The sequence below is a fragment of the Nocardia iowensis genome (genome assembly GCF_019222765.1).
Taxonomy (GTDB): Bacteria; Actinomycetota; Actinomycetes; order Mycobacteriales; family Mycobacteriaceae; genus Nocardia; species Nocardia iowensis.
In genome coordinates this window covers 1,490,755-1,516,423 of sequence record NZ_CP078145.1, presented here as the reverse complement: position 1 = coordinate 1,516,423, position 25,669 = coordinate 1,490,755, and the positions used below count along the sequence as shown (strand labels likewise).

General features: G+C 67.5%; 17 protein-coding genes and 1 tRNA gene. 5 read left to right on the top strand and 13 right to left on the bottom strand.

Features of this window, described 5'->3' with window-relative positions:
* Positions 1-2: 2 nt before the first annotated feature.
* From prfA to argS, 9 genes are all read right to left on the bottom strand, one after another.
* The gene (gene prfA, locus KV110_RS06790) at positions 3-1,073 is read right to left on the bottom strand and encodes a peptide chain release factor 1 (protein ID WP_218474389.1); all 1,071 of its coding nucleotides are present in this window, start codon (positions 1,071-1,073) and stop codon (positions 3-5) included.
* Positions 1,074-1,166: 93 nt separating this feature from the next.
* A complete protein-coding gene (gene rpmE, locus KV110_RS06785; RefSeq protein ID WP_218474387.1) occupies positions 1,167-1,412 on the bottom strand; it encodes a 50S ribosomal protein L31 in 246 nt (81 codons plus the stop codon).
* A 265-nt stretch (positions 1,413-1,677) separates the two neighbouring features.
* Positions 1,678-2,055 carry a hypothetical protein gene (locus KV110_RS06780; protein WP_218474385.1) on the bottom strand — a complete coding sequence of 126 codons (378 nt, stop codon included), beginning with the start codon at positions 2,053-2,055 and terminating at the stop codon, positions 1,678-1,680.
* A gap of 187 nt (positions 2,056-2,242) precedes the next feature.
* The gene (gene rho / locus KV110_RS06775; RefSeq protein ID WP_218474383.1) at positions 2,243-4,387 is read right to left on the bottom strand and encodes a transcription termination factor Rho; all 2,145 of its coding nucleotides are present in this window, start codon (positions 4,385-4,387) and stop codon (positions 2,243-2,245) included.
* Positions 4,388-4,674: 287 nt separating this feature from the next.
* Positions 4,675-5,640: a homoserine kinase gene (thrB, locus tag KV110_RS06770; protein ID WP_218474382.1), complete on the bottom strand. Its 966-nt coding sequence runs from the start codon at positions 5,638-5,640 to the stop codon at positions 4,675-4,677.
* 76 nt (positions 5,641-5,716) lie between these two features.
* The gene (gene thrC / locus KV110_RS06765) at positions 5,717-6,778 is read right to left on the bottom strand and encodes a threonine synthase (protein WP_218478223.1); all 1,062 of its coding nucleotides are present in this window, start codon (positions 6,776-6,778) and stop codon (positions 5,717-5,719) included.
* A gap of 71 nt (positions 6,779-6,849) precedes the next feature.
* Entirely contained in the window at positions 6,850-8,205 is a 1,356-nt protein-coding gene (locus KV110_RS06760; protein ID WP_218474380.1) for a homoserine dehydrogenase, read from the bottom strand.
* Positions 8,202-9,623, bottom strand: a complete 1,422-nt coding sequence (lysA, locus tag KV110_RS06755) for a diaminopimelate decarboxylase (RefSeq protein ID WP_218474377.1) — start codon at positions 9,621-9,623, stop codon at positions 8,202-8,204. The genes KV110_RS06760 and lysA overlap by 4 nt, the downstream gene beginning before the upstream one ends.
* Before the next feature lie 46 nt (positions 9,624-9,669).
* Positions 9,670-11,328: an arginine--tRNA ligase gene (gene argS, locus KV110_RS06750; RefSeq protein WP_218474375.1), complete on the bottom strand. Its 1,659-nt coding sequence runs from the start codon at positions 11,326-11,328 to the stop codon at positions 9,670-9,672.
* A gap of 115 nt (positions 11,329-11,443) precedes the next feature.
* On the opposite strand from argS, the gene KV110_RS06745 reads away from it, so the two are divergent.
* The 3 genes from KV110_RS06745 (at position 11,444) to KV110_RS06735 (ending at position 13,282) form a co-directional block, all read left to right on the top strand.
* Entirely contained in the window at positions 11,444-12,394 is a 951-nt protein-coding gene (locus KV110_RS06745; protein ID WP_218474372.1) for a DUF3105 domain-containing protein, read from the top strand.
* Positions 12,394-13,104: a DUF305 domain-containing protein gene (locus tag KV110_RS06740; protein WP_218474370.1), complete on the top strand. Its 711-nt coding sequence runs from the start codon at positions 12,394-12,396 to the stop codon at positions 13,102-13,104. Before KV110_RS06745 ends, KV110_RS06740 begins: the two co-directional genes overlap by 1 nt.
* 102 nt (positions 13,105-13,206) lie before the next feature.
* A tRNA-Arg gene (locus KV110_RS06735) sits at positions 13,207-13,282 on the top strand.
* A gap of 158 nt (positions 13,283-13,440) precedes the next feature.
* On the opposite strand, the gene KV110_RS06730 is transcribed toward KV110_RS06735, so the two are convergent.
* Positions 13,441-14,295, bottom strand: coding sequence for a hypothetical protein (locus tag KV110_RS06730; RefSeq protein ID WP_218474368.1), 855 nt, complete (start codon positions 14,293-14,295; stop codon positions 13,441-13,443).
* A 653-nt stretch (positions 14,296-14,948) separates the two neighbouring features.
* On the opposite strand from KV110_RS06730, the gene KV110_RS06725 reads away from it, so the two are divergent.
* Complete coding sequence (locus tag KV110_RS06725; protein WP_218474366.1) at positions 14,949-15,221, top strand: putative antibiotic biosynthesis monooxygenase; 273 nt, start codon at positions 14,949-14,951, stop codon at positions 15,219-15,221.
* A 19-nt stretch (positions 15,222-15,240) separates the two neighbouring features.
* Here the strand turns inward: KV110_RS06725 and KV110_RS06720 are convergent, their stop codons facing one another.
* Together KV110_RS06720 and KV110_RS06715 are read right to left on the bottom strand one after the other, a co-directional pair.
* Entirely contained in the window at positions 15,241-16,329 is a 1,089-nt protein-coding gene (locus KV110_RS06720) for an SDR family oxidoreductase (protein WP_218474364.1), read from the bottom strand.
* A 5-nt stretch (positions 16,330-16,334) separates the two neighbouring features.
* Positions 16,335-23,750, bottom strand: a complete 7,416-nt coding sequence (locus KV110_RS06715; protein ID WP_218474363.1) for a type I polyketide synthase — start codon at positions 23,748-23,750, stop codon at positions 16,335-16,337.
* Positions 23,751-24,223: 473 nt separating this feature from the next.
* Between KV110_RS06715 and KV110_RS06710 the strand changes: the two genes are divergently transcribed.
* The gene (locus KV110_RS06710; protein ID WP_218474361.1) at positions 24,224-24,775 is read left to right on the top strand and encodes a TIGR03086 family metal-binding protein; all 552 of its coding nucleotides are present in this window, start codon (positions 24,224-24,226) and stop codon (positions 24,773-24,775) included.
* 4 nt (positions 24,776-24,779) lie between these two features.
* Here the strand turns inward: KV110_RS06710 and KV110_RS06705 are convergent, their stop codons facing one another.
* Positions 24,780-25,580 carry a CPBP family intramembrane glutamic endopeptidase gene (locus tag KV110_RS06705; RefSeq protein WP_218474359.1) on the bottom strand — a complete coding sequence of 267 codons (801 nt, stop codon included), beginning with the start codon at positions 25,578-25,580 and terminating at the stop codon, positions 24,780-24,782.
* Positions 25,581-25,669 lie beyond the last annotated feature (89 nt).

The following is a 25,669-nucleotide window of genomic DNA, read 5'->3' as shown; positions in this document are numbered from 1 at the left end:
GCTTATTCCGCGGCCATTCGCGCTTCGCGGTCCGCCTTGCCGAGGGCGTCCAGCAGCGCGTCCATGTCGCCGTCCAGTACGGCGTCCAGGTTGTGCGCCTTGAAGCCGATGCGGTGGTCGGCGATCCGGTTCTCCGGGAAGTTGTAGGTGCGGATGCGTTCGGATCGGTCGACGGTGCGGATCTGGCTGGCCCGGCCCGCCGCCGCTTCCTGATCGGCCTGCTCCTCGGCGAGTGCTTGCAGCCGGGCGGCGAGCACCTGCATGGCGCGGGCCTTGTTCTGCAGCTGCGAGCGCTCGTTCTGGCAGGTCACCACGATGCCGGAGGGCAGGTGGGTGAGGCGGACGGCGGAGTCGGTGGTGTTGACGCCCTGCCCGCCCTTGCCGGAGGAACGGTAGACGTCGATGCGCAGGTCGCTTTCGTCGATCTGCACCGCCTCCACCTCGTCGGGTTCCGGGTAGATGAGAACACCGGCGGCCGAGGTGTGGATGCGGCCCTGCGACTCGGTGACCGGCACCCGCTGCACCCGGTGCACGCCACCTTCGAATTTGAATCGCGACCACACACCGTCGCGCGCGGCGTCGCGGCTCTTGATCGACAGCGTCGCTTCCTTGTACCCACCCAGCTCCGAGAAGGTGTAGTCCAGCATCTCTACCTTCCAGCCGTGCCGTTCGGCGTACCGGATGTACATGCGCGCCAGATCGGCGGCGAACAGCGCCGATTCCTCGCCGCCCTCACCGGATTTCACCTCGAGCACTACATCGTCGCCGTCGTGCGGGTCGCGCGGGGCGAGCAGGTCCGCGAGGGTCTGCTCCAGCTCGGCGACCTGGCGTTCCAACTCGGGAACCTCGGCGGCGAAAGTCGCGTCGTCGGCGGCGAGTTCCCGCGCGGCGGCGAGGTCGTCGCGGGCGGACTTCAGTTTGGTGTAGGCGGCCATGATCGGCGCGAGTTCGGCGAACCGCTTGCCGACCCGGCGCGCGGCGCCCGGATCGTTGTGCAGCGCCGGATCGGACAGCTGCGTTTCCAGGCCCGCGTGCTCGGCCAGAATGTCGTCGATCGCGGACGGTTGCGTCACGGTGCTTCCTCTTCCTGTTTTTCCTGTCGCAGGGGCCCCATAGAAAACACCGACGCCCGGCCTGCTGAGCAGGACCGGGCGTCGGCGAGGAAGCTACTTGGCTGCGGTTTCGTCCGCGTCCGCCTTCTTGCCGGCACGCTTGCCGTAGCGGGCCTCGAAGCGGGCCACGCGGCCGCCGGTGTCGAGGATCTTCTGCTTGCCGGTGTAGAACGGGTGGCACTGCGAGCAGACCTCGACGTTGATGTGTCCCGACTCCTTGGTGCTGCGAGTCTGGAACGTATTGCCGCAACCACAGACGACCGTGGTGTCGACATACGTCGGGTGGATTCCTGCCTTCATGGGTGTCCTCTCGATATTGGTCGCCGGGTCGCTCGCACGGGAATCGCGGGAACGTGAACCGGAACCGACTTAGGCGGGAGGTCTGCTCTAAGAGAGCAGACGCAACGACCGTTCAGTATGCCAGAACAGTCCTTACGCTCCCAAAACGCCCCCTGCGCGCGGTTTGTTCCCGCCCCAGGTACTCCCCCTATCGGCACCGCCCCAGGAAGTCCGGGCACGCGCATCCCCGCTGTCTCAGGAACCCTGAAGTCGGGTAGTCCGCTACTCAGGAATGCGAACAGCTTCGTTCATAGAGTTGGAGACCAATGCACAGTGGCGTGCCCGTGACAGAGAGAGGAGAAGTTATGAGCACCCGAATCGCTTCCGCGGTCTTCGGTCTGCTGATTCTCGCTGTCGTGGGCGGCTGGTGCGCCCTGCCGGACACCACGACCACGGCCGCCCCGGAGACCACCGGGTTCTTCGAGGCCTCGAGCACCGCCCCGGAGGGGAGTGCGGTGACGACCTCGGCGATCATTCTGAGTTTCCTGATCGGCGGCGCGGCCATCATCGGGCTGATGTTCTTCAGCCCGCAGACGCCGAGAGGGCCCCGCTCGTCCGGAGCCCTCTCGGCAGAGGCCAGCGCATCAACTGATTTCGCGAGCACATGGGTAACTCGCCGGGTACGCCCAGAACTCCGACGAGCACTTACCGTCGGCCGCCAACGCCACCGTCGCGGCACCCGAGTCTGGCCTGAATACGCGGAGAGGCGGGACAGCCTGATGTTCTTCAGCCCGCGGACGCCGAAAGGGCCCCGCGAACGCGAGGCCCTTTCGGCGGAACAGTTTGCGAACTTACTCGTCCAGTGCGCCAGGCGCGGTCTTGCTCACCTGCATCAGGAACTCGAGGTTGTTCTTGGATTTCTTCAGGCGGTCGATCAGCAGATCGATCGCCTGGTGCGAGTCCAGGCCGGACAATACGCGGCGCAGCTTGTGCAGCACCGCCGCCTCGTCGGGGTTGAGCAGTAGCTCGTCCTTACGAGTGCCGGACGGGTTGACGTCCACCGCGGGGAACACGCGCCGTTCCGCGATCTTGCGGTCCAGCTTGAGCTCCGCGTTGCCGGTACCCTTGAATTCCTCGAAGATCACCGTGTCACCGGTCGAACCGGTCTCCACCATGGCGGTGGCGATGATGGTGAGCGAGCCACCGTTCTCGATGTTGCGGGCCGCGCCGAGGAACCGCTTGGGCGGGTACAGCGCGGTGGAATCGACACCACCGGAAAGGATTCGACCCGAAGCGGGCGAGGAGTTGTTGTACGCGCGACCCAGTCGAGTGATCGAGTCGAGCAGCACCACAACGTCTTTGCCCATTTCCACCAGCCGCTTGGCCCGCTCGATGGCGAGTTCGGCGACCGAGGTGTGGTCTGACGGCGGACGGTCGAAGGTCGAGGCGATGACCTCACCCTTCACCGAACGCTGCATGTCGGTGACCTCTTCCGGCCGCTCGTCGACCAGCACAACCATGAGGTAGACCTCGGGGTTGTTGATGGCGATGGCGTTGGCGATGTCCTGCATGATCGTCGTCTTACCGGCCTTCGGCGGCGAGACGATCAGGGCGCGCTGGCCCTTACCGATCGGCATGATCAGGTCGATGACGCGGGTCGTCAGCTTGTTGGGCTGAGTTTCCAGGCGCAGTCGCTGGTTCGGGTACAGCGGGGTGAGCTTGCTGAACTCGGGGCGCCGCTTGGCCGCCTCGACCTCACCACCGTTGACCGTGTCGAGACGCACCAGCGGATCGAACTTCTGCCGCTGGTTGCTCTGCTCGCCGTCGCGCGGGGCGCGCACCGCACCGGTGATCGCGTCACCGCGGCGCAGGCCGTTCTTGCGGACCAGGTTCATCGAGACGTAGACGTCGTTCGGTCCGGCCAGGTAGCCCGAGGTCCGGACGAAGGCGTAGTTGTCCAGCACGTCGAGGATGCCCGCGACCGGCTGGAGCACGTCGTCTTCGCGGATCTCCAGCTCGCGCGCCTCGCCGCCACCGCTACCCGGCTCACGGTCGCGACCACGACGACGCTCACGGAATCGGCGTCCCCGCCGGCCGCGACCGCCTTCTTCGTCGTCGTCACCGCGGGTGTTGTTGCGGTCGTTGCGGCCACCGCCGGCGTTTCCGCCGCCGTTGCCGTTCTGGTTGTTGCGCTCACCCGACTGACCACGGTCACTCGACTGACGCTCACCCGACTGGCCACGCTCACCGGACTGCGTGCGCTCGCCCTGATTGCGCTCACCGGACTGCGTGCGCTCGTTCGTCTGAGTGCGCTCGGACTGGTTCCGCTCGCCCGACTGATTGCGCTCGCGGCGCCGCTCGCCCTGCTCGGTGTCCTGCTTCGGCTCGTCACCACGCGCATCGGCCGACGCGGTCTCGCCGCCGCCGGATCGCGCCTGGTCACGGCCGCGCCGCTGCCGACCACGCCCACGCTGACCGCTCTCCCGGCCGGAATCCTCGGTGGATTCGGGCGCGGTGGACGGTGTGGCCTCGGCCGGGGCCGAGTTCACCGGAGCGGATTCCTTTGCCGGAGCCGCGGCTTCGGCAACCGGAGTTTCCTTCGCCGGGGCGGGAGCTACATCGAGGGTCCCCTGCTCTGCCCGAGCGGGTGCAGACGCGGTGGCCTGAGCTTCCGCATTAGCGGGTGTGTCGGCCTTGGCGGAAACCGCGGACTTGGCCTGTCCCCCTTCGGGCTTTTCACCCTTGGCCGGTTTACCGGCCTGATTTTCCTTGATTGCGGCGATCAAATCGCCTTTGCGCATTCCGGAGGTGCCTCGGATACCGAGCTCCCCCGCGAGCGCGCGCAACTGCGGCAACAACATTCCAGTCAGCCCCGATCGTGCGACGTCGGTTTGTTCGCTCATCTTCGAAATCTGTCCGGAGTCACTTTCGCTGTCGCCCGGAGATGTTGGGTTGGATTCCACCCCGGGTGTGGCGAGCAGGTCCGTATCTGTCACGGAAATCCTTTCCTTCCCCCGATTGCCGTGTGCTGTTTCGAGGGTTCGTCCCGCAGTCCGGGCATTCTGCCGGACTCGGATGCGTCCGTCCGCTTCGCCACCGGTGGTGTGAGGTGGGAGAGATCATTCCAGTTGCGCAGCTACGCAGCACCCCCATGGCCTGGAGGCTCGAGCCTGGAGCCTGCTGGAGCGATTGCCCTGATGAAGCACCGGCGTCTGATGCGCACGATGTACGGACTCGCTCAGGATAGCTGCCCATTGTGAATCTCGGCAAGCCAGACGCGCCGTCAGTCGATCAGGACTCCATCGGCCAACCCTGGTTCGACTACCCGCAAGCCGTCCAACGCCGCGAGTTCACGTAATTCTGCGGGAAATTCGCAGGTACCAAGGGCAAGCACGGTCGGGCCAGCCCCCGAGACGGTGGCCGCGATACCCGCCGCTCGCAGCCGGGAAATCCAGGTGGTGGTCAGCGGTAGCGCGGGCGCGCGCTGCGCCTGGTGCAGCCGGTCCGCCGTCGCGGGCATCAGCAGGTCGGGACGCTGGGTCAGCGCCACCACTGCCAGCGCGGCCCGGCTGACGTTGAACGCGGCATCGCCGTGCGGCACGACCTCGGGCAACAAACCCCTGGTGTGCGCGGTGGCCGAGCGCACATCCGGGATGAGCACCACGGGCCGCAGCGAGGGATGCGCCGCTAGCCGGACGGCGCGATAGACCCGGCCGTGATGCTCGGCCACCGGAACCCCGTCCTGGCCGATGTCGGCGGCCCGGTCGGTCTCGGTCCAGGACACCACGATGCCGCCGAGCACGCTGGCCGCCGCGTTGTCCGGATGACCCTCGAATTCGGCTGCGAGCTGCACTAATTGGTCGGTGGATGCGGCCAGCGCCGGATCGAACTCGGCGGCGAGGGCACAGCCGGCGGCGAGCCCGCCGACCACCGCCGAGGCCGAGGAGCCGAGTCCGCGCGAATGCGGAATCACGTTGCGGCACACCACTTCGAGGCCGTCGGCCCAAACGCCCGCCGACTCCAGTCCGCGCTCGATCGCGCGTACCACGAGATGCGAAGGGCCCCATGGCACATCGTCCGCGCCCTCACCTTCGACCCGGATGTTGAGTCCGGAATCGGTAGTGCGTACCTCGATCTCGTCGTAGATCCCCAGCGCCATGCCGAGCGAATCGAACCCGGGCCCGAGATTCGCGCTGGACGCGGGCACCCGCGCGGTCACCGAAAGACCCGCGGGCAGCGTGCGACTCATCTTCGCGCCGCGTGCACGCTGTGCTGCAGCAGCTGGCTGAGCCCCGGCATATAGCTGGCCTTCGCGCGAATTCAACTCAGGCCAGCTCTAGTTCGGCGGCGACCGCGACCGGGTCGACCGGAATCGCCTGCACCTGCGGCATTCCCAGCAAGGCGGTGTCGGGATCCTTGAGTCCGTTGCCGGTGACGGTGCACACGACGGTGAGGCCGGAATCGAGCCAACCCTCCTTGCGTGCGGCGAGCAAACCGGCGACGCTGGCCGCCGACGCGGGCTCGACGAACACGCCCTCCCGCGCCGCGACCAGGCGGTATGCCTCCAGGATCTCGTCGTCGGTGGCGGCGCGGAACGCACCACCTGACTCCTCCTTGGCCGCCACAGCGGCGTTCCAGGACGCGGGCGCGCCGATCCGGATGGCCGTCGCGATGGTCTCCGGGTTGCTCACCGGAGCGCCGTTGACCAGCGGCGCGGCACCCGCGGCCTGCACACCGAGCATGCGGGGCAGCTGAGTGGTGACGCCGTCGGCGTAGTACTCGCGGTAGCCGCGCCAGTACGCGGTGATGTTGCCAGCGTTGCCCACCGGCAGCGCGTGCACGTCGGGAGCCTTGCCGAGCACGTCGCAGATCTCGAACGACGCGGTCTTCTGCCCCTCGATGCGGGCCGGATTCACCGAGTTCACCAGGCCGATGCTGGGAAAGTCCGAGGTGACCTTGCGCGCCAGCTCCAGGCAGTCGTCGAAGTTGCCGTCCACCTGAATGATCTTGGCGCCCAGCATGACCGCCTGGGCCAGCTTGCCCATCGCGATCTTGCCCTGCGGGATCAGCACGGCACAGGTCATACCCGCGCGGGTGGCGTAGGCCGCGGCGGATGCCGAGGTGTTGCCGGTCGAAGCACACAGCACCGCCTGCTGACCCTGGTACTTGGCGTCGGTGATCGCGACGGTCATGCCGCGGTCCTTGAACGACCCGGTCGGGTTGAGACCCTCGACCTTGAGATATACCTCACACCCGGTCAGCTCGGACAGGTGCGGTGCGGGCACCAGCGGCGTACCACCCTCGAACAGGGTGACCGGCTCCCAATCGGCCGCGCCCGCGATCCGATCGCGGTAGGCCGCGATCAGACCTGGCCAGCGGGAGTGCACTCCCGCCTGCGGTGCGACGCCAGCGCTCACCCACCCCGCCGGCTCCGCCGTCTGCCGTCCCCGGGACGTGTTCATTCTTCGGTGCCTTCCAATCGCAAAACGCTGGTGATAGATGTGACGGATTCCATTTCCGCCAGGGCGGCGACGGTGTCCGCGAGCGCCGACTCCACGGCGTGGTGGGTAACCACGACCAAGCGAGCACCCGTGCCGTGCCCCTCTTGGCGGACGGTCGAAATGCTCACCCCGTGCTTGGCGAATTCGCCCGCCACCGCGGCCAGGACCCCGGGACGGTCTGCCACCTGCAGGTTCACGTGATAGCGGGTGGGTGTATCGCCGATCGGCGCGATCGGTAGCTCAGCATAAACCGATTCGCCGGGAGCGCGGCCACCGTAGAACTTGTTGCGCGCGGCCATCACCAGATCGCCGAGCACGGCGGAAGCGGTCGGCGCTCCGCCCGCGCCCTGTCCGTAGAACATCAGCCGTCCGGCGTTCTCCGCCTCGACGACGACGGCGTTGAATGCGCCACTCACCGCGGCCAACGGGTGCTTGCGCGGCACCAGCGCCGGGTAGACGCGCACGGAGACGCGCTCCTTGCCGCCTTCGTCGGGTCCCGGCTCACCTGGGCCCGCGGCCACCCGCTCGCAGATGGCGAGCAGCTTGACCGTGCAGTTCAGCGCGGACGCGGTCTCCAGGTCCTCGGAGCTGATCTTGGAGATGCCCTCGCGGTACACGTCGGCGGCGGTCACCCGGGTGTGGAACGCGAGCGAAGCCAGGATGGCGGCCTTGGCGGCGGCGTCGTAGCCCTCCACATCGGCGGTCGGGTCGGCCTCCGCGTAGCCGAGGCGGGTGGCCTCCTTCAGGGTGACCTCGTAATCGGCGCCGGTCTCGTCCATCGCGGAGAGGATGAAGTTGGTGGTGCCGTTGACGATGCCGACCACCCGGTTGACCCGGTCACCGGCCAGCGACTGGATGAGGGGGCGGACCACCGGGATGGCGCCCGCGACCGCTGCCTCGAAGTAAAGGTCGGCGCGGTTGCGTTCGGCGGCCGCGGCGAGTTCGCCGGTGTAATCGGCGAGCAGCGCCTTGTTCGCGGTCACCACGGATTTGCCCGCGTTCAGTGCGGCCAGGATCAACCGGCGCGGCGGATCGATGCCGCCGATCACCTCGACCACGATATCGACGTCGTCCCGGGCGACCAGGGCGTCGGCGTCGGTGGTCAGCAGGTGCGCCGGGAGCCCTCGGTCGTTGTTCAGATTGCGGACGGCGACCCCGCGCAGCACAACCGGCGCGCCGACGCGGGACCGCAGGTCTTCGGTGTGCTCGCGCAGAATCCGCACGACCTCCGTGCCGACATTGCCCATGCCGAGGACCGCAACCCCAATAGGCTGATCCCTCCCCCAGGTACCGTTCTTCGCGGGATCGGTCATGAATCCACCTCCAGGCTGAGCAAGTCCGCCACCGTTTCTCGGCGCAGAATGAGTCGCGGTTGTCCGTCACGCACCGCGACCACCGCAGGGCGGGTCAGCTGGTTGTATCGGCTGGACATCGAGTAGCAATACGCACCGGTCGCGGCGACGGCGACGAGATCGCCGGGCCCGACATCGGCGGGCATCCAGGTGTCGCGGATGACGATATCGCCACTCTCGCAATGCTTTCCGACGACCCGCGCGACCACCGGCGCGGCCTCGGACGATCGGGAGACCAGACGGCAGTCGTAGTCCGCCTGGTACAGCGCCGGCCGGATGTTGTCGCTCATGCCGCCGTCGACGCTGATGTAGCGCCTGCGCAGGCCGCCGTCGAGCGAAACGTCCTTGGTGGTGCCGACCTCGTACAGGGTGACGGTGCCAGGCCCGGCGATGGCCCGGCCCGGCTCCACCGCGATCTTCGGCTGCGGCAGGCCGATACTCGCCGCCTCGGCGGCGACCAGGTCGCATACCTTCGCGGCGAAGTCGTCCAGCGGCGGCGGATCGTCGCTCGGCAGGTACGAAATGCCAAGTCCGCCACCGAGGTCGAGCGTCGAGATCTGCGCGGTGCGCTCGACGCCGAACTTCTCGATGGCGTCGTGCAGCAGCCGCAGCATGCGGCGCGCGGCGATCTCGAAGCCGTCGATCTCGAAGATCTGCGACCCGATATGGCTGTGCAGGCCGACCAGGCGCAGGTTGTCGGCGTCGAAGACGCGGGCGAGCGCCTCCATAGCGTCGCCACCGGCGATCGAGAAGCCGAACTTCTGATCCTCGTGCGCGGTCGAAATGTATTCGTGGGTATGGGCTTCCACGCCCACAGTGACGCGCACCAGCACGTCCTGCACCACACCGGCGCGACCCGCGATGGCCTCCAGCCGTTCGATCTCGATCAACGAGTCGACGACCACGTGGCCGACACCGGCGGCGACCGCGGATTCCAGCTCGGTCGCGGATTTGTTGTTGCCGTGCAAAGCAATTCGCTCCGCCGGGAAGCCCGCATGCAGGGCGACCGCGAGTTCGCCGCCGGAACACACGTCCAGCGAAAGCCCCTCGTCGCGAATCCAGCGCGCGATCTCACCGCACAGGAAGGCCTTGGAGGCGTAGTGAACTCGGGCGTTCGGGCCGAACGCGCGCACCATATCGCGGCAGCGCGAACGGAAGTCGTCCTCATCGACCACGAACAGCGGGGTGCCGAATTCGGCCGCCAGCTCGTGCACCGGCACGCCGGCCAGCCGCACCACGCCGTCGGCATCGCGGGATGCGTTGCGCGGCCACACATTTTCGGGCAGATCGATCATCTGCCTGGCCTCACGCGGGCGCTCCGCCAGGCTCGGCGCGTGCGGAATCTCGGCATGGCGAGGTCCGGCCGGATGGGCACTCATAATAGTCGTTCCTTCCTGGCGCTCGTCTGAAAGTCCTTGTGCCCGTTCACATGCGCTCCGGCGCACTGACGCCGAGCAGGGCGAGGCCGTTCGCGAGGACCTGACGGGTCGCGTTGACCAGCACCAGGCGTGCGGCGTTGGTCGGGCTTACGGGCTCGTCCCCGAGGGGAAGCACGCGCAGGTTCTTGTTGGTCTGGAAGCGGTGGTAGGCGCCGGCCAGTTCCTCCAGGTAGCGGGCCACCCGATGCGGCTCACGCAGGACCGCGGCGCTGCTCACCACCCGGGGATACTCACCGAGGGTGCGAATGAGTTCGCCCTCTTCGTCGGAAGCGAGCAGCGCGAGATCCGGGGTTACCTTGTCGTATTCGAACTCGGCGGCATTGCGAGCGATCGACGCGGTCCTGGCGTGCGCGTATTGCACGTAGTAAACGGGATTCTCGTTACTTTGACTGGTCCAGATGCTCAGGTCGATATCGATGCTCGAATTCACCGACGAGCGCACCAAGGAATACCGCGACGCGTCGACGCCGATGGCCTCCACCAAGTCGTCGAGGGTCACCACGGTACCCGCCCGCTTGCTCATCTTCACGGCGACACCATCTTTGAGCAGATTCACCATCTGCCCGATCAACACCTCGACCGTGGCCGGATCGTCGCCGGAGACCGACGCGATCGCCTTCAACCGGCCGATGTAGCCGTGATGGTCGGCGCCGAGCATGTAGATACACAGGTCGAAACCGCGCGCCCGCTTGTCCTGGAAATAGGCGATATCACCCGCGACGTAGGCCGGTTTGCCGTCGCTCTTGATGACGACGCGGTCCTGATCGTCACCGTATTCGGAGCTCGCGATCCACCACGCGCCGTCCTTCTCATACAGGTCGCCGGAATTCTTCAGCTTCGCAACGGCCGCGTCCACCGCACCGGACTGGAACAGCGAGCTCTCGTTGAAGTACACGTCGAAGTCCGTGCCGAACTCGTGCAGCGACTGCCGGATCTGCGCGAACATCAGCTCGACACCCTCGGCGCGGAACAGCTCCAGCCGCTCGTCCTCCGGCAGTGCCACCGCGTCCGGATGCGCGGCCACAATGGTGCCCGCGATCTCGCCGATGTAGGCGCCCGCGTAGCCGTCGTCCGGCGTCGGCGCTCCGGTGGCCGCCGCGACCAGCGACCTGGCGAACCGGTCGATCTGCGCGCCGTGATCGTTGAAGTAGTACTCGCGCACCACGTCGGCGCCCTGCGCGGCCAGAATCCGGCCGAGCGCGTCACCGACCGACGCCCACCGGGTACCGCCGAGATGAACCGGCCCGGTCGGGTTGGCCGACACGAACTCCAGATTGATCCGGGTGCCCTTCAGCGCCTCCGAGGTGCCATAGGCAGTACCGGCGGCGAGCACCTGTTCGAGAATGGCGCCCTGCGCGGACGCGGCCAGCCGGATGTTCAGGAAACCGGGCCCGGCCACCTCGGCGGAGGACACCTCGTCGGCCGCATCCAGCGCCTCGGCGAGCCAGGTCGCCAGCTCGCGCGGATTCGTTCCCGCCTTTTTCGCCACCTTCATCGCCACATTCGTGGCATAGTCACCATGTTCCGGGTTGCGAGGGCGCTCGACAGTGACCTCGTCGGGGAGGACAGCGGGGTCCAATCCACGTTCGACAAGCACCTTCGCGGCAGTGGCACGAAGGAGATCTGCAAGGTCAGCTGGAGTCACGAGTCTCTATCCTATGGTCTTGGCGGGTGTACACCTCTAGTGGGCACTGCGCCGGAACCGTCCGCAACCCAGTTACGTCCCGCGGATCCATCACGTCGAGAGAGCACCACGAGCGATGCCGAGCAGTCCCAGCGCCAAATCTGCCAAAGCCGCCGCCAAGTTGTCGGGTTCCCGCAAAGGGGGTGGCCGGGGTCAACTGCCCAAGAAGAACCGTCAGATCCCCTGGCTGGCCATCGGCGCGGCCGTAGTCATCATCGCATTGATCGGTGCCCTGGCTTACAGCCTGGTACCCAAGTACCAGGAGAAGGCCGAACTGGAGAAGTTCACGCCGAGCGCGGAGCGCAAGGATCCGTCCGACTCGATCGAGGGCGTGGTCAAGAAGGAGTACCCGGCCGGGCTGCACATCGGCCCGACCCAGCGGGTCGCCTATGACCAGAGCCCCGCGTTCGGTGGTCCGCACGACAGTTCCTGGGCGACCTGCACCGGCGTCGTGTACGACAAGCCGATCCGGATGGAGAACGCGGTGCACTCGCTCGAGCACGGCGCGGTGTGGATCACCTACAACCCGGACAAGGTGGATGCCTCGGGCCTGGACTCGCTGAAGAGCAAGGTGCAGGGCAAGCCGTACTCGATGATGTCGCCGTATCCCGGCCTGGACACCCCGGTTTCGCTGCAGTCGTGGGGGCACCAGCTGAAGTTGGACCGCGCGGACGACAAGCGCGTCGGCCAGTTCATCACGGCACTGCGCCTGAACAACTACACCTACCCCGAGGTCGGCGCGGACTGCTCGACGATCGCGTTCGACACCGACAACCCGCCGCCGTTCGACCCGACGCCGCCCGGACCTGACGCGGTGCCGATGGACGGCAAGGGCTTGCAGCCGGATCCGTCGGAGGTGCCCGGCGGTCTGCCAGGAGTGCCCGGGGTGCCCGGACTGCCAGGTCTGCCGCTGCCGAACCAGCCGCGGCCTGCGCCGGGTCAGTCTGCACCGGGTCAACCCGCGCCAGGTCAACCCGCACCGGGCCAGCCCGCACCGGGTCAACCCGCGCCAGGGACCGACCGCTAGTGGCCAACCAAGTCGAGCCGGATGCCACGGCGTCCGGCCTCGGTGCCCAGGTCCGTCGTCAGCGCACCGCATTACTGGTCCTCGGCGTGATCGGCGCCATTCTGATCGGCGTCGCCATCGGCGCGCTGATTCGGCTGCCGCTGAACAATTCGTCCGAACCGGACCCCGGCGCGGTAGACATCGGCTTCACCCAGGACATGTCGGCACACCACGCGCAGGCCGTCGAAATGGCGGGCGTCGTGCTGGTCCGTTCCACCGACACCGACGTGCGCCGCCTCGCCTACGACATCATGACCACCCAGCAGAACCAGGTCGGCCGCATGCAGGGCTGGCTCCAGTTGTGGGGCAAACCCGCGCAAGGCGTCGACGGATACATGGGCTGGATGAGTACACAGTCCGGCGGCCACGGGCACGCAGGCACCGCCGAAACCCCGTCCGGCCCGATGCCGACCATGCCGGGCATGGCCACCCCCGCCGACCTCGCCGCGTTGCGCCAAGCCACCGGCCCCGAGCTCGACACCCGGTTCCTGCAACTCATGCTGCGCCACCACCAGGGCGGCTTCCCGATGATCCAATACGCCGCCGAACACGCCGAAACCACCGCCGTGCGCACCCTCGCCGACACCATGAACAAAACCCAGCGCGGTGAGGCCCAACTCATCACCACCATGCTCACCGCCCGCGGCGCCACCCCCCTCCCCCCGAGCTGACCCGAACCCCCGCCCTATCACCCTTTTTGGCCAACAGCACCCGATGCGATACGCTTTCCCCGCCCGATCGGCGGCGTCAAACCCCCGATCGAGTCCTATCCCGCCCTCGTAGCTCAGGGGATAGAGCGTCTGCCTCCGGAGCAGAAGGCCGCAGGTTCGAATCCTGCCGAGGGCACCAATGAGGAAGGCCCCTGATCAGCACATTCGCTGACAGGGGCCTTCCTTGTTCGAACACGCAACCCGCCTCGATGTCACGTTTTCCATCGTTGTGGTCACCAAATGTGGTCGGTTTTCCGCGTCTGCCAGCGGGGGTTTCCGCCGCCACGTGGGACAGAGCTACTGCATGAGTTGGATGTGCGGGTGATCGGGCGATGCTGGGCAGACGCGCAGGATCATGTTGTAACCGCGAGCGATTGTGACGCCGGGACCGATGGCTGTTCCAGCTTCCAGGGCTTGATCTTCGTACGGTATCCAGCTGCGTGTTGCGCCGTCCCATTCGGTCGAGGCGATGGTGAGCAGTGGCTCGGTTTCGGTTCCGCAGGTGGGACATGGCTGCGGAAAGGGGTCCGTGAGCCCCCACCTGATATGGCCGCCGACTTTCCACCCGGGGGCTACACACAGCTCGTCGAAGTGTTCGAAGCCCGCCTCCACCTCGAGGCCATCCGGAACATCGACCCCGGCATGCTGGACCGCCCACCGTCGCACCTGCTCCAGCGGCTCACCGCCATGCACGCGGAGGTCACCCGAGTTCGGGTACTCGACAATGCATTCCGGTTCCACCGTGCACGGCACGGGCACGTAGTCGCAACCGTATTCCACCGCCGCGGGCTCCGGCGGAGCAGCCAGAATATCGGTGACGTCGGCGGCAGAGCGCCACACCACGGTGGTCTCGGGCATACTTTCGGCGTTGTCCAACGGGCACCACAGAATCTGCAGCAGATCCTTGCCCGGAGGCGGCCGCAACCCGGGCACATCACGCGTATACAACTGCGCCACAGGCAACATGGCGTTCGGCCCCTCGGGCAGCGGAACCCCCTGCGCCAGCCTATCGATTGTTTGCCACTCCTCCGCAGTGAAGGTCCCCCCACTCGAGGCATGGATTTCAGCCATCCGCCGCGACGGTACCGGGCTGTCCCGCTGCAGCTTGGCATCCGCAAACGACTGCAATGGGTTCAGCCCGTGCGGATTCAACGGGTCGGTTACCAAGTGCCACCCGTGCGGGCCGTGACAGTGTGGCCACGGCTCGTCGGCTGGCCACAACAAAGGGCCGCCGATCGAACTGTCGTATGCCGATGGTGTGCCGCGGCGCGGGTGCAGCCGGGTCGCCGGACGAGCCAGCGGTACCAGTGCGGGACACACGGCTGCGACATCAACAGCTCTGGGTGGCGTGGTGCGGGTCATGAACAAACCTCATCGAATCAGGGTGTTCGAACTGTAGTTCGGATCGTATCGAACCCCACGATGGGAGCATTCGGTCGGACGCCTTACCTTCTCCCCCTTGACTATCCCTCCCCTCAGCACAGGACAGCCAGTATGAGGAAGCAGGGGGAAGAAAGTCGGTCGATGTCACCACGGTGTCACAAGTCCCGCGAATGCAGCCGTACGTCACCGAACACCGTCGGACTGAATCCCACGACACCAGACAGCGGCGACCACCCGGAGACCCCGAAATCCTGTGGCACAGACTCAGCCCGCGTCGATGACACGAAGCCCCCCACAGTCCGCGCGGTCTCTCCAGCGCCGACTGCTGTGAATGGACGTAGAGCCCATGTCACACCTGCGGCGTCTGTGTCGTCTCCTCGATAACTGCGGATAACCGCGAGTGCTGAGGTATGGAGCGGAAAATGACTGTTACACACGAGATCACGGTGGACGAGGCGTCGACGGAACAGGGCGCGCCGAATGTTGCCCATCCGGCGAAATGGAAGTTCTGGCTGCTGACCCTGGTCGGCCTCTACCCGCTGCTCACCGGCTTGGTGACGGTCACGGGCCCACTGCTGGAACCGCTTCCGACCCCGCTGCGGCTGGCCTGCATCCTGCCCGTCGCGGTGGCGGCCATGGTGTGGGGCATCATGCCCGTGCTGACCCGGTGCTTCGCCGGGTGGCTGATGCGCTGACGGCCGAGCAGGGCTCCGGTCACGTGGGTCGGATGGCGGACTGGAGGTAGTTCACGTCGATGTCGGACGCCGGGGTGGGTGGGCCGAGGGCAGCGCGTACTCGGGAGTCGTCGTAGCGGCGGTGGTGGCGGGCATAGCCGAGGAAGGCGGTCTGTTCTCCCAGGAGCTTTTCCAAGGGGGATTGGTCCTCGGGGGGTCTGGGTACCAGGCGGGCGTCGACCGGGTAGGTGCGCTGGAAGGCGGTGAGCATGTCGGAGATCAACGTGTTTCGGTAGTGGACAACGTGATAGGTGTCGATGCCGCCGGACGGTGCGCGGTCGGCGAGGCGGGCCATCGTCGCGGCGGCACTGTCCACCGGTACGAGGTTGATCGACGCGGTGGGGTCGCCGGGGATCCGCACCGGGAGTCGCGGGGCGAGAGGTGATCGGGGGTCCAATCCGAATCCGGTCATGCCGCTTTCGATGGCCTCGGCGACAAAGCTGAGGGTGTGCCTGGGAAATTCGGGGCGTCGAGGCAGATCGGTGATGAGCACGCTGGGACGGAACACGATCACCGGCCTTGCGTGCTCGGCAAACCATGCGTGCACAACAGTTTCGGCCTCGTATTTGCTTCGCTCGTAAGGGTTTTCGAAGCCGCACGTGTCGTCTTGTCGTTGCTCCGGGATCGTCCCGTGCCGTCTGGCTCCCGCCACGCCGACCGAACTGGTGTGGCAGACCAGCGGCCGTTGCGTCCCCGCCGTGGCCAGCTCCAGGACGTGGCGGGTGCCGGTGACATTGATCTGCCGTAACCGTTCGAGCGGAGCGGCCAGCGTGGTATCGCCCGCGCAATGCCAGATCACCTGCAACTCATCGGCCAGCTCACGGAACCTCGTTTCCGACAAACCCAGCCTGGGCCGGACCGGATCCACCTGCACCACGCGGACCCGTTCCGCGAGTTCGTCGCAGCGGCCCCCGGTCCACCGAAGCAGCCCGATCAGCCTGTCCAGCACGGACTTCGGTTCGCCGCGGGCCAGCACGGTCAGCGCGGCGTGCCTGCGCAGCAGCTCCGGCACGAGGTGGATACCGAGGAATCCGGTGGCACCGGTGATGGCGACCGTCGGTTCGGCCACAGTACTCAGCTCCTCACTTGGACCGGTTTCAGCGCGGCCAGGACGACGCGGCTGAGTTGGGCCAGCGAACCGCCCCGCGCAACGTCCATGACCGAAAGCTCGCACCCCAGTTGGTGGCGAATCGCCGCCAGCAGTTCGGCGGCCATCAGCGAGTCCAGCCCCAGCTCGTCGAGCCGCCGGTGCGGGTCGATTCGGTCGGGAGTGGTCTGCATGACGTGCGCGACCAGTCCGATCATGGCCTCCCGGACGAGCTCCTCGGCATCCTCGGGGGCAGCCGCCGCAATGGCCGCGCGAAACGCGCTCTTGCCGCCTTCCACGCCGTGGATCACCGGCGGTCGCACGCTCTCGAACCGCGGCGCCAAAATGCCGGGGAGCATAGTGGCCAGCGGACCCCAGTCGATTCGCACGACGGACGTGCCGTTGCGCTCGGCGCCGAGCAGTTGCTCGAGGCCGGCCAGCGCCTCCTCGGCGGAGATGGCGCGCAACCCGAACCCCGCCAGCTGGTCGGCCATACCGGTGCGGGCGACATGTCCGGCGTCGCTGATGGCGCCGTAGGCGATGACTTGGGTGACGAGACCGGATTCCTCCCGTTGCCTGGCGAATGCCTCCATGAACAAATTGCCGGCAACGTAATTGGACTGCCCGATCTGCCCGACCACCGACGTGGCGGACGAGATCAGCACGAAGAAGTCGAGCGCGCGCCCTTCGACCAGTTCGGCCAGGGTCAGCGCCCCCTGCATCTTCGGAGCCAGCACGGCGGCGAACCGGGCGTCATCGAGCTCGGCGAACGGCGCGTCGTCGAGCACCATCGCGGCATGTATCACGCCGCGGACCGGATGCCCGGTGGCGTCGACCGCCGCGAACACCGCGTGCATGGCGTCCCGGTCGGTGACGTCGGCGGCGTGGGCGGTGACGGCGACGCCGCGCAGGGTCAGTTCGTCGATGAGCTTCGGCGCTTCCGGCGCCTGTGTCCCGCTGCGGCTGACCAACGCCACATTCCGGGCCCCACGGTCGGCGAGCCAGCGCGCCGTTGCGGCACCGAGCCCACTCAACCCTCCAATGACCAGATAGGTGGCCGCCGGATCGAGCCGCGCCGGTGCGGGCGCGCGCTCGACGGGCAGCGCACCGTCGAAAGAGACGACGACTTTGCCGATGTGCCGGGAATGCTGCAGTACCCGGAAGGCTTCCTCGATGCGTGCGGCGGGATACACCACATGTGGCAGTGCGGCGTGGCCCCGCGACGCGATCTCCCCGGCGACATTCTGGAACTGCATCGAGCCGAACACCGGGTGATCGACATCCATGGTGCTCAGGTCGGCGCAGAACACGCTGATATTTCTCTTCAACGCCCGAAGCAGCAGGGGATTGTTTTCGAGCACGTCCCGCTTACCCAATTCGACGAACCGGCCGTGCGGTCGCAACAGCTCCAGACTGCGATGCAGTGCCTCCCCGGCGAGGGAGTTGAGCACCACATCCACCCCGCGTCCCTCGGTGACGGCCTCGACGTCGGCCACGAAAGCCATGCTGCGCGAATCGAAGACGTGCTCGACTCCCAGCGAACGCAGGAACTCGCGTTTGATCGCGGACCCGGCGGTCGCGATCACCGTCGCACCGAGCTGCTGGGCGTATCGGACGGCGGCCAGGCCGACACCGCCTGCCCCGCCGTGCACCAGCAGCACCTCCCCCGGCGCCAGCTTGGCCAGGGTGTGCAAGGAGTAGTGCACGGTGGACACGGCGACCGGGAGTGTGGCGGCATGGGCAAAGGACATGGAATCGGGCATCCTGCCGACATTCTCGGCGTCGGTAACGACGTGTGACGCGAGCGCGGCGGGGACGAGTCCATACACGCGGTCCCCCGGCTGGAAGTCGCGGACCTGCGCACCGACCTCGGTGACCACCCCGGCGCACTCGAAACCGAGTCCCTGTTCGGCGAACGTGCCGTCGATGGCCTCCGGCGGCAGCATCCCGACCGCTTGCAGCACGTCGCGGTAGTTCAACGCCGTGGCACGGACCGCGACAACCACCTCCTTCGGTCCGGCAACCTTCGGCGCGGTCGGTTGCCAGGAGAATCCGCAGGACAGTCCGGGATTGTGCAGCGCGAGCCGGTAGGGCTTCGCATCGCCCGGCACGACCACGGTCACCTCCGGCGGAGCGTCGATGACGCGTGGCACGAAGCGCCCTTCGCAGGTCAGCACCACCTCGTCCTCGTCGGTAGGCGTGAGCAGCTCGCGCGCCAACCGGTCGGCGGCTTCGGTGAGTTCCGGACCGCGTTCGAGGGAAACTCGCTTGAGGCCGAGCGCCGGCTGCTCGTTGGTCAGCGTCCGTGCCACCCCCCAGAGCGCGGCGTCTACTGGCATCTCCGCCCGCTCCGGCGCGGGCAGCGCGCCACTGGGCCGGGTAACGAGCCAAGACTGCACCTGCACGGTGGCAGGCAGCTCCCGGAGACAAGCGGCGACGGCGCGCAGCACGGCGGCACGGCGCACCGTCCGTTCGATGGCGACGGCAGGCTCGGCCGAGGGCGCGGCGGACAGCAGAAACGCGAGCCGGACCGACTCGGTATCGGCGGCGATCGGCAATCCCTCGCGGAAGTATTCGCTCGCGGTGATGACGTGCGTCCCGGCACTGCCTGCCTCGCGCAGCTGGTCGGCCAGTGCTGTGGCGAACACGCGTTCCGTGTCGTCCTCGGCGAGCAAGATCCATTGCACTCCCAGCGGGGCCGGTGGCAGCACTGGGACGATTTCGGTGACCGCGGCCCTGGTGGCGAGAATGACCGAAGACGCGTCGGCCATGGACTCGCGCTCACCGCCCAGCTGCCGCACGTCGGCGAAGCCGCAGCGGCGCAGTAGATCTGGCCATTGCGCACGCGACAGCAGCGGCGATCGGGTCCGCAATTCTGTGTCGGTGAAGTTCCAGAAGCCGTCCAGCACACCGTACGGCAGCGCCAACAGGTGCGGCTCGTGCATTTCGGTGGCCAGCAGTAGCCCGCCCTCGGCGAGCAGGCGGCCGATTGAGGTCATCGAGCGGGCGAGGTCGGCGGCCACGTGCAGCGCGTTCGAGGCGATGACGAGGTCGAAGCCGCGATCGGGGAAGCCCTGGGCATCGAGGTCCTGGTCGAGGTCGAGCCGGTGATAGTCGACGAATTCGTAGGCGGCGAAGCGCTTCTGCGCCTTGACGAAGAAGGCGGCGCTCACGTCGGTGAACAGATAGCGGGTCCGCTCCGGCGGCAGCAACGGCAGCAAGGCCGCGGTGGTGCCGCCGGTCCCGGCGCCGATCTCGAGCACCCGCAGCGGCCGATCGTTCGGCCAGCGCTCCACTACCGCCTTCAGCACCGCGCGCAGCATCTCGTTGTCGTACCGGGCGACAGGACCGACGTCGTAGGTCTGTTCCAGCAGCGCCGCACCGTCGGTAAAGATTTCCTGCAGCGGATCCCCTTGCCCGAGGAGGAATTCCGGTAGCCGCCGCGCCGTATAGGTACTCAGTGTCGCCTCGGGCACGTCCTCGGGAAACTCGGTCAGCCAGGCGCGCAGCCGTGACTCCGGTTCGGCTTCACCGATCCAGCGCCAGTGCCGTTCGCCCACCGGCTCGGCCAAACCGTGTGCGCACGCCATCGACAGCAGCAGTTCGACCAGCCTCGAATATTTCGGAAGCAGACCGGCCGCCAAGGCGTCATCGAGGGCGAATGTCGGTGACTCGGGCATGAGCCGAGTCAGCGCGGCGACGGCGTAATGGGCGCATGTTTCGATTGCCCGGGCCACGAGAGCGGGGGATGGCGGGGACACGGCGGCACCGTGTTCGAGCCACACCCGCGCTGCCGCCGCCAGCTCTCGGGCCGGCGGCACGGGTGTACTCGTGATCGGCGCCTCATGGTGCGGCGCGGCTTTCAGCACGCATACGGGCTGTTGCACGGGCTCGCCGATGGCCGCTTCGAACCGTCGCAGCCACACCTCCGTGAGCTCCACGCTGACGACGCCCTCGGCATCGGTGACCGTGATGTCCCAGCGGACATAGTCGTTGTGGCGGGCACGCGACCGGACCCGGATGAACCCGTGGGCCGGGGGCTGGGTCCAGCAGCGCGCGATCCCCACCGCGTGTGGCAGGAAGCAGGCACGGCCGTCGGCGATGTCGGCGAGCAATGGCGCGCCCGCTTGCAGTGCACCGTCCAGCAGTGCCGGGTGGATCTCGTATCCGGCCTGCGAAGCGTCGAGGCGATAGGCGGCCAGCACCTCGTCGTGGCCGACCTCCAGCTGCTCGAGCACCTGGAACGATGGGCCGTAGTCGAGGCCGGCGCGGGCGGTAGCAACGTAATGCTTTGCCCCGCTTATCTTCTCGATCAGGGTGGCGCGCAGTTCGGCGAGGTCGACCGACGCGGGCCGAGGCCGCCACAGGCGCCGGACCCGGCCGGTCGCGTTGGCCTGCCAATCCGGATTCCCGTCCGCCTTGCTTGCGATCCGCACGGCTCCGCTGGTTTCGGACAGCGACACCTGAAGGCTGACCGCGGGGGCGGACGCGTCCTGTGCGAGCACGAGAGCATTCGTGATCTGGAGGTCGGTGACCTCGACGGGAGCGTCGTGGACCCGGCGCCCCGCGGCGAGGGCCATTTCGAGGAAGCCGGTGGCAGGCATGACGACCGCTCCGGCGACTCGGTGGTCGGCCAGCCACGGCACCCGCAGCGGGGTGATGACGTCGCGCCAGGTCGGTTCGAGCACCGTGAGTCGTTCGCCGAGCAGTGGGTGATCGATCGTGCCGTCGCCGCCGTCGCGGAAGCTCCAGTCCGGGGTGCCATTCCAGTGCTGTTCCCGTTGCCACGGATAACGTGGCAGATCCGCGACGCGTCCGGGGCTGGGGAAGTAACGGGTCCAGTCGAGCGACGCGCCCGCCTCGATCAACCGCTCGACCGCGGCGTCGACGGCCCGCGCTCCGTCGGTCGCTCGAACGAGAGTGGGAACCACGACGGCAGGCGTCTCCGACGACCCGGCCAGCCGCCGCAGATAACCCCGCAGCACCGGATGCGGGCCGACCTCTACGAAGATGTCGAAGCCGTCGGCGATCAATTGCTCGATGGCAGTGGCGAACAGCACCGGTTCGCGCACGTTGCGCCACCAGTACTCGGCGCCGAGCTCGGTGCCGTCGATTTCGGCTCCGGTCACCGTGGAAATCAGCGGCACCTCGGATGCGGTAGGGCTGAGTCCGGCCAGCCCCGTGTGCAGCATCGGCCGCAGGTCGTCCATGGCCCTGCTGTGGAACGGATAGTCCAGCTCGAGCTCCCGGAAGAAGACATCGCGGTCGGCCAGACGTGCCGCCAGCTCGGCGAGTTCGCCGGCATCGCCGCTGACCGTGACGTCCTTGCCGCTGTTGATCCCGGCAATCTCCAATCCGGGCAACGCGGACAGCAGCTGCGCGATCTCACCGGCGGGCAGGCCGACCGCGGCCATCCGGCCCCGGCCCGCGGTCGTCGCCTGAGCGCGGCTCCGTTCGGCGATGACCTGGCACGCCGCATCCAGCTCGAGCGCACCGGCCAGGTATGCGGCCGCGACCTCGCCCACGCTGTGACCGACGACGGCTGCCGGGGTGACGCCGCGGACCCGCAACATTGCGGCCACGCCGAGCTGCACCGCGAACAGAGCAGGCTGGGCCACCTCCGTGGCCGACATTCGGGAGCACTCGGTCGGTGCGGACAGTTCCTCGGCGATCGACCAGCCGAGGCGAGGTCGCAACAACGCGTCCACCTCCGCGATCACACCGCCGAACACCGAATCGGCAAGCAGGTCGGCGGCCATGCCCGCCCACTGAGAACCGTTGCCGGAGAACACGAACGCCACCCGGCCGCGTGCGGTCTCCGGCACCCGCTCGTGGATGGCTTCCGCGCCCTCGGCGATCGCGCGCAATCGCTTGGCCGCGGCCGGGCCGTCATCGACGAGCACGGCCACCCGATCCGAATGGCGGCTGCGCCTGCGCGTGAGGGTGTAGCAGACGTCGTAGAACTTCTCCGGGGTCGCATCGGCAAGTTGCGCACCGAGCAGCCCGGCCGCTTCGCTGAGCGCGCCCGCCGAGCGGGCCGACACGACCAGCGGCAGCCGCCGACGGGTCGGCTCGGTGCCCGGCTGCCGCGGCGGCGCCTCGGCGAGGATCGCGTGCGCGTTCGCCCCGCCGAAGCCGAAGGAATTGACGCCAACCACACCGGGCCGGTCATTGTCCATCGCCGTCGGTTCGATGGCCGGAGCCAAGCGCAGTCCGTCAAAGTCGATCGCCGGATTGAGCGGCGTCGCGTGCAACGAGGGCGGGATGATCCGATGGCGCAGCACGAGAATCGCTTTCAGCAGGCCCGCGATGCCCGAGGCCGCCTCCAGATGCCCGAGGTTGGTCTTGACCGAACCGATCGGCAGGAAACGCCCCGACCCGCGGGGCATACCGAGGGCTCGACCGAGCGCGACGCACTCGACCGGATCACCCGCCGGCGTGCCGGTGCCGTGCGCTTCGACATAACCGACCTCATCCGGCTCGACCCCAGCCATGGCATACACCCTGCGCAGCAAGGCTTCCTGCGCAACGGCGCTGGGCAGCGCAAGCCCGGGAGTACGGCCGTCGCAGTTGACCCCGGTGCCACGGATCACCGCGTGCACGCGATCGCCGTCGGCGACCGCATCGGCCAACCGCTTCAACACCACGAAGCCGCCGCCCTCGGCGCGGACATATCCGTCGGCGTCGGCCGAAAACGCCCGGCACCGGCCGGTCGGTGAAAGCATCGCCGCCTGCGCGAAGCCGACCATGGTGTACGGATTGAGCAGGATGGTTATCCCACCGGCCAGCGATACCCGGCTCTCGCCGGTACGAAGTGCCTGGCAGGCCTGGTGCAAGGCCACCAGGGCCGAGGAACACGCCGTGTCGATGGCCATGCTCGGTCCGCGGAAATCGAAGAAGTGGGATATCCGGTTCGCCGCGATCGACTGCGCGACGCCGGAATTGGTGTACGCATCGATATTCCGGAACTCGAATTGCTGGGTGGCGTATCCGACCTCGGAAAGACCGACGAACACGCCGGTGTCCGAGCCGGACAGCTCGCGAATATCGGCACCCGCGTCGTCGAGTGCCTCCATCGCCAGCTCCAACAGCATTCGCTGCTGCGGATCCATCCGGCTCGCTTCCCGCGGCGAGATGCCGAAGAACGGCGCGTCGAACGCGGCGACATCCACGCCGGTCAGCACGCCCGCCGCGCTGGTGTAGCTCTTGCCGGGCCTGCGCTCGCCGGGAGCGACGATCCTGCTCGTGTCGAAACGGTCGCTCGGTATTTCGGTGACGACATCGAGCCCGGAAGACAACGTCGTCCACAACCCGGCCAGGTCGGCGATGCCGCCGGGCAGCCGCAGCGCCACACCGATGATCGCGATGTCCTCGCCCTGATGGGCGGCACCGAAATCCGACATTCATCCTCCTGGTCCGATGCCCCGGGGCGGGGGCTGTGGTCATCGCGACGATCGTTGGCAAACAGAGCGGCACACACGGGCGAGCAGCGGGAGCATGGTCACGGTGGCGTCAACGATCCGGCTGTGCCACCGGCAGTCCGCCGAGCGACCGTAGGGATCACCGCATCCGGCCGTCGGGCGGGCGGCGCGGATAGATCGGGATGGGGCGATCCGATGAAGAATTCGACCGCGAACCTACCAAGCGGAACCATCGAGCGCAAGCCCACGATCACGAAAAATGCTGTGCGACAGCGCATTTCGTTGTCGGCAGGACGGAGCTCCGGCAACTCTTATTCGTTGCCGAGGCACCCGTGGATGGGAATCAATTGCCGCTCAGAGTTGAACGGTCGACCTGCTTGGGCGGCGGTCCAGCGTTCCGGGGCTACCCCGCGAAACCCGTGGCGGCGCCGCACGGCACGCCGTAGTCTCGCCGTGTGACCGCTTCTGTCGAGGATCTCGCGCGTGCGTCCGCAGCCGTCGGCGACCTATTGGCCGGTGTGCGGGACGATCAGTGGACAGCGCCGACGCCATGTAGCGCATGGAATGTGCGGGATGTGGTCGAACATCTGGTGACGGTGAATCTGACGTTCGCGGCGCTGATCAACGACAGCCCGCTCCCCGAGCGCGGCGCCGACCTGCTCGGCGACGACCCGGTCGAGGCCTACCGGACCTCCGCCTCATCGTTGCTTGCCATTTTCGACCACCCCGAGATTCGCGAGCGATCCCATTCCGGCCCGTTGGCCGAGCAATTGCGGCTTCGGCTCGCCGATCTGGTCACGCACGGCTGGGATCTGGCGCAGGCCACCGGGATTCCGGCGCGGCTGCCCGGCGAACTCGCCGAACAATCGCTGGCCTTCCTGCAGGAGCAACTCGCCATCCGGCCGCGCGGCGCCCAATTCGCCGAGGCACAGCACATCGAGGACACCGCCCCGGCGATCGACCGGCTCGCCGCGTTCGCGGGACGGTCGGTCCCGCCGAAGTCGTGAATGCTCAGCCCCGTCGCCGCCGCCGGGCCATTGCCCAGAGCAGGATTGCGGTACTGACAAACGGGATCACGACGAAAGCCAGTCCCACAATGGCCATATCGGGATCGTCGAGATCGATGTAATTCCACTTGTTGGCGAGAAATTGGGTAGTCAGCTGGAACATGGCGTGGAAACCCATGCATGCCAATAGGTTTCCGGTCGTAGCCCGAATCGCGCCGAGCACAAGGGCGAACGCGAAGAACAGCACTACGCGATCGACCGCTCCCGCCGCGCCGATCAGCACTCCCCATCCCGTGAAAAGCGCCGCCTGTGCGACAACAGTTATTCCGGTAGACCACCGCTCGGCCAGATTCGTGAAGAAGTAGCCGCGGAAAATGAGCTCCTCCGGAACAGCTTCATACAGCAGCACCAGCGCGACGAGGCCGAGGAGCGGCGGAAAGACTTCCGGCAGCGATGTCCGCAACGTGAGATCCGCCCAACCGAGCCACAGCATTACGGCCATGGACAAGAAGGCGGGAATGCCCCAGCACGCGGCGCCGAACAGGAAGGCGCGCGAACCACGTCCCACGGATGACCAGCCGAGCCCGGACCAGGGCTGCCGGTCGAGAAACCGCCGTGCCGCATAGATCAACGGCACCGTGAACACGGTCGCACCCACCGCACGCACCACATGACCACCGCGGGTGTATTCGTCGCCGGTCACCGCGGCTACGCCGTGGAACAGCACCAGCCACCAGACCGTCACAGCCGCGAAAACCACCCCCAGCCGAATGGCGATGCCGGGTCGGTCACGCTGCGCTTTCATGGATAACACCACGTCCGGACCATATCGCCTGCCCCACGACGACCACATCCTACGAAATGGTGACTCCCGGCCGGTGGCACTGATCGACG

Bases quoted from the DNA above. Each gene is read 5' to 3' on its own strand.
- rpmE (WP_218474387.1), bottom strand. From the start codon at position 1,412: ATGAAGGCAGGAATCCACCCGACGTATGTCGACACCACGGTCGTCTGT.
- thrB (WP_218474382.1), bottom strand. From the start codon at position 5,640: ATGAGTCGCACGCTGCCCGCGGGTCTTTCGGTGACCGCGCGGGTGCCC.
- KV110_RS06760 (WP_218474380.1), bottom strand. From the start codon at position 8,205: ATGACCGATCCCGCGAAGAACGGTACCTGGGGGAGGGATCAGCCTATT.
- lysA (WP_218474377.1), bottom strand. From the start codon at position 9,623: ATGAGTGCCCATCCGGCCGGACCTCGCCATGCCGAGATTCCGCACGCG.
- KV110_RS06745 (WP_218474372.1), top strand. From the start codon at position 11,444: ATGCCGAGCAGTCCCAGCGCCAAATCTGCCAAAGCCGCCGCCAAGTTG.
- KV110_RS06725 (WP_218474366.1), top strand. From the start codon at position 14,949: ATGACTGTTACACACGAGATCACGGTGGACGAGGCGTCGACGGAACAG.
- KV110_RS06715 (WP_218474363.1), bottom strand. From the start codon at position 23,750: ATGTCGGATTTCGGTGCCGCCCATCAGGGCGAGGACATCGCGATCATC.
- KV110_RS06705 (WP_218474359.1), bottom strand. From the start codon at position 25,580: ATGAAAGCGCAGCGTGACCGACCCGGCATCGCCATTCGGCTGGGGGTG.